Annotated in this window: 3 protein-coding genes; all 3 read left to right on the forward strand. The window is 30.6% G+C overall.

Annotated elements, in window-relative coordinates:
- The coding region (locus ACQCX0_RS05980) for an efflux RND transporter periplasmic adaptor subunit (protein WP_462563262.1) at positions 1-1,150 on the forward strand (1,150 nt) is incomplete at its 5' end.
- Positions 1,151-1,189: 39 nt separating this feature from the next.
- The gene (locus ACQCX0_RS05985) at positions 1,190-4,237 is read left to right on the forward strand and encodes an efflux RND transporter permease subunit (RefSeq protein ID WP_462563263.1); all 3,048 of its coding nucleotides are present in this window, start codon (positions 1,190-1,192) and stop codon (positions 4,235-4,237) included.
- Positions 4,238-4,239: 2 nt separating this feature from the next.
- The coding region (locus ACQCX0_RS05990) for a TolC family protein (protein ID WP_462563264.1) at positions 4,240-5,241 on the forward strand (1,002 nt) is incomplete at its 3' end.

Below are 5,241 nucleotides of genomic sequence, written 5' to 3' on the forward strand. Positions count from 1 at the left end.
GGTTAATAAATTAACTTCTAAAATATTTAATTTTAAAGTTATAGTCATAATAATTATAATATTGGTGGTGGTGATTAGTTTTTTAGGAAAAAGATTGGTTTCTACTAGTAAAACTACACCCAACACTACTTTAGAGCCTAAAACAAATTCAGGGATGGCGGTAAAATCTACTCCTATTACGGTTTTTAATGTGACCGAGGTTGCTGTGGATATTTATGAAAATTCCGTAGGAACTATTTATAATTTAAATACTGCTAAAGTTGCTTCAGAAGTTGCCGGACAAGTAGAACAAGTAAAAGTTGAAATCGGAGATACCCTAAAGAAAGGGCAAATTTTAGCTATAATTGATAGTAAAGAAGTAGCTAATAAAATTCTTTCTCAGCAGGCAGAGGTTAGTAGAATAAAATCGATTATAGCTAACCAAGAAAAAACTGTAAAAAGATATAAAGAATTAAGAAAAGATGATTTTATATCACAATCAGCTTTAGATCAGGCACTATCCGATGTAGAAGGAAGTAAAGATCAACTAAAAAATGCCGAGGCAGTTTTATCTAATGTCTTAATTCAAAAAAATAAAGCTCAAGTAATTTCCCCAATTGATGGTATTTTACAAAATAGAACCATGTCTAGGGGAGATTTTGTAAATGTTGGAACTAATATGTTTGAAATAGTGGATAATTCAAAATTATTAGTAATAGCCTCTTTTCCAGAAAATATTTTTACGATGCTAAAAAAAGGTCAAAAGGTTATTTTAAAACCAAGAGGATTAAATAAAGAGCTATTATCAGTGGTTAAAGAAGTAAAACCGGTGATTTCAACAGGTAACAGGTCTGTTGAGGTTATTATTGAACTTGTTAAACCTGTAGGATTAAAACCAGGAGGTACTGTAGATACTTCCATACTAGTAGAAACTAAACTGAAAGCTATCTTAATACCACAGGATTCTATAGTATTACGTGAAAAAGGTAGAATTGTGTATGTGATAAAAAATAATAAAGCCAATGAAAGACCTGTTACTCTTGGAGTGTACCAAAATGATAATGTTGAAATTTTGACTGGACTCAAAAATAATGAGGTAATAGCACTAGACGGTGCTGGAGTTCTAGCTAACGGTGCTGATGTGAGAATTGTTACTACTACAGCACAATAAATTGACATAATAAAAAATTAAATTAATAGGTATAGTAAAATGACACTACCGGAGCTATCAGTTCGTAAACATGTTTTTGGATATATGTTTGCCATAGGAATTATGTTATTTGGCATTGTAAGTTACTTTAGAATTGGTATAGATAAATTTCCTCAAATAAATTTTCCGGCATTAACTATTATTACTACTCAAAATGGGGCAACAGCAGAGGTAATAGATAAAAGTATAACCTCCGTTTTAGAAGCAGAAGTAAATGGGATTGGAGGTGTAGATACTATTATCTCACAATCTTCGGATGGTTTATCCCTAGTAGCGGTTATTTTTGAATTAGAGAAAGATGTAGATGTAGCATTTGCAGAAGTTCAAGCCAAAGTTGGGCAGGCAACCAGAAGTTTGCCGGATGATACTGATCCTCCAGGAATTTACAAAAGAGATATCAGTGGAGAACCAATCATGTGGTTAGTTTTATATGGGGATAGAACCTTACAGCAATTAAGTTTGTATGCTAAGAATGTTGTTAAGAAAAAGTTAGAAACAATAACCGGAATTTCAGAAATAACAATAACTGGTGGTTTAGATAGAATAATTAGAATAGAAGTTGATATGCAAAAATTAGCTTCTTACGGTATTGGTATTAATGAACTGATAGTTGCCTTTAAAAATGAGCATATTCAACTGCCCGGTGGAAATTTAGTAGGGAAAAATCAACAACTTTCAATTAAATTGGATTTAGAATTTCATTCAATTGAACAGTTAAATAACTTAATTATTAAAGCTAATAATAACAATATTATCAGAATTAAAGATGTTGCCACAGTTGTAGATGGGTTAGCTGATTATACCAGTTCCTCTTTTTATAACTCTAAACGTTCTCTCTCTATAGGTATTACTAAAACTGCTACTTCTTCAGCATTTGATATTGAAAAAGAATTATTAGTTCGTCTTAATACTATGTTAATTCCTAATTTAGAAGCAGGACTACATTTAGAAATTGTATCTAATGATGTTAATTATATTAGAGCAATTGTTGGATCTCTAAAAGAACATTTATATTTAGGAACTTTTTTAACTGCTATTATTGTATTGTTATTTTTAAGAAATTTAACTTCGACAGCAATAATAGCAGTTGCTATTCCGGTATCTTTATTAGGTGCAATTACCGTAATATATTTTTTAGGTTACACTTTTAATACAATTACCTTATTAGCATTGCTATTATTAATAGGAGTGGTGGTAGATGATGCAATTGTGGTTTTAGAGAACATCTATCGAAAGATGGAAGAAGGAATGAATCGAGTACAGGCAGCTGTTGAAGGAAGTAATCAAATAGTTTTTGCTGTGTTAGCTGCTACTTTATCATTAATGTCAATTTTTGGTCCGGTAATTTTTATGGAAGGAATTATCGGGAGATTCTTTAAATCTTTTGCAGTAGTGGTAACTTTCGGAGTAATAATATCGTTCTTTGTATCAATTATAGTAACTCCTATGTTATGCTCCAGATTTTTAAAAATAGATCATAATCCCGGAAGAGTATCAAAGTTTTTTGAATATCTCTTTCTTAAATTAGAAGATTTTTATAAAAATCTTTTAGATAAGTCCTTGAATAACAAATTTATTGTGATACTTTTAGCTGTTGGATTGTTTATGTCTAGTTTTTATTTCTTTGGTAAGGTGGGTCAAGACTTTGTACCTAGTGGAGATGAAAGTACTTTTTCTATTAATGTTGTAGCTCCTATAGGGTCTAGTATTTATTATACGGAGAGTAAAATGCGTGAAATAGAGACAATTATAAAGCAACATAAGGAAGTTAAGGGTATAATGGTTACCGTAGGGCAGCGTAAAGCACCTACTAGCGAGGGAACTATAAATGTTTATTTGGTTGAGACTAATCAGAGAACATTAAGCCAATTTCAATTACAGGACATTGTTAAAAAAGAAATATCCCAAGTGATAGGTGTAGATACATATGTATATAATTTAGCTTCTGCGGGGGGTGGAGAGAAATTACAATTTTATTTAAAAGGTCCAAATTTTAATAAGGTATATCAACAAGCTATAATCTTACGCGACAAGTTAAAAAAATATCCTGAGATGGGGTCTGTAAATTTAAAATTAAATAATAATCTACCACAGGCAGTATTTAATTTAGATAGGGATAAGATTTCTTTATTGGGCTTAAAAGCAGTGGATATAGGAAATGCTATTAGTGTCTCCATAGGGGGGTTAATTATTGGTAAATTTAACTATGAAACAGGATATACTGATAGATATGATATTAAATTAAAAGCTAAGGATAGTGATTTTAATAACCTCTCCGATCTAAGCAAAATTTATATCCAAACGCCGTCTAAAGAGTTAGTAAGATTAGATAATTTAGTAACCTCAAAAGAGCGTCTTAGTCCTTTAACTATAACTAAAACTAATTTACAATATAGTGCATCATTCGGAATAAATCCGGAAGTTGCCCTAGGAGATGCAATGGTTATTCTTAATAAAGAAATACAGGATTTGCCTCCTGGTTTTGCAATTGAAATAGGCGGGGAAGGAAAAGAATTGGAGAAGGCAACCATTGGAATGTTAATAGTGTTTGCATTGGCAATTGGTCTATTATATATGGTTTTAGCTAGTCAATTTAATTCATTTATTCAACCGCTTTATATTATGCTTGCAGAGCCCTTAGCTATTTTCGGAGGTGTTTTAGGATTATATCTCTTTAATCACTCTTTAAATATTTTTTCTATGATAGGTTTTGTGTTATTAGTGGGGTTAGTTGCTAAAAATGCAATCTTATTAATAGATATTACTAATCAGTTTAGATCTGAGGGTAAAAGTGTATTACAGGCTTTGAATGAAGCATGTCCTATTAGATTACGTCCAATTTTAATGACATCATTAACAGTTATACTATCTATGCTTCCGGCAGCCATAGCAACAGGTTCGGGGTCTGAATTAAATGCTCCTTTAGCAGTAGCAGTAATTGGTGGGATGATTTCCTCTACAGTATTAACTTTAGTAGTAATTCCTGTGGTTTATTTAATAATTGAAAGTGCACTAGAGAAACGTATGCAGAGAAAGGTCGGCAATTAGTTATGTATAAGATATCTATAATTGTAGGTTTATTATTAAATATAAGTAATATTTCTTATGCTACCAATCTAGTAGAAACAGTGTATAAAGCACTTGACAATAGCTACCAATATCAAGCAGATATAGAGCAGTATAATGCTACACATAGTTATAATGATATAGCTTTATCTTATGTATTACCTAGTGTTGATATTAGTGGTTCTTTTGGTAGAAGTAGTAAAGATATGTCTTATAAGGACAATTCTGTAGGTAATAATCAATATGATAGTATTAATAAGGCTATAGAATTAGATATAATGCAACCGATTTTTAATATGCAAGCCATAGCAGAATATGGTAAAGCTAAATTATTAGCAGAACAGGCTAGAATAGATTTAGATATAGCTAAAAATACTCTTATTCTTAATGCCATTAAGAATTATTTTGATGTGTTATTAGCTATGGATAAGTTTCGATTTATTCAGACTAAAAAACAATTCTATAAAGAACAAGAAGCAGAAGTTAGTAAAAAATTTAAAGTAGGGCAAGCAAATAGAATAGATTTAGAAGAAATAATTGCCAAATATGATGCTGTATTAGCCGAAGAAATAGGAGCGGCTAATGATTTAGATATTAAGATGGATGTTTTAAATAAATTTGTTAATACAGAAATTAAGCCTTCTTCTACTCTTAAAAAAACGTTTGCTCAGATTAAATTAAATCAAAATAGTGATAATATTATTGATATTTCTATGCAAAATAATCTTGATATTTTAAAAATGCAGTACGATTTACTAATAGCAGAAAAAGCTATTTCATCAAATCAAAGTAATCATTATCCTTCCCTTGCTTTAGTAGGAAAATATAGTATCAATCAAGGAAAACAACCATTACAAGCTAAGGTACTGGATGAGGTAACTCAAAAAGAATTATATATAGGGTTACAAGGCAAAATAAATCTATTTACTGGGGGAAAATTTTCTTCCATGAGTAAAAACTTAGTGGCTACCCATAAAAAATTGGAA

The sequence above is a fragment of the Candidatus Hepatincolaceae symbiont of Strigamia maritima genome (assembly GCF_055505085.1).

Coding starts and splice junctions, on each gene's coding strand:
- ACQCX0_RS05985 (WP_462563263.1), top strand. CDS start 1,190: ATGACACTACCGGAGCTATCAGTTCGTAAACATGTTTTTGGATATATG.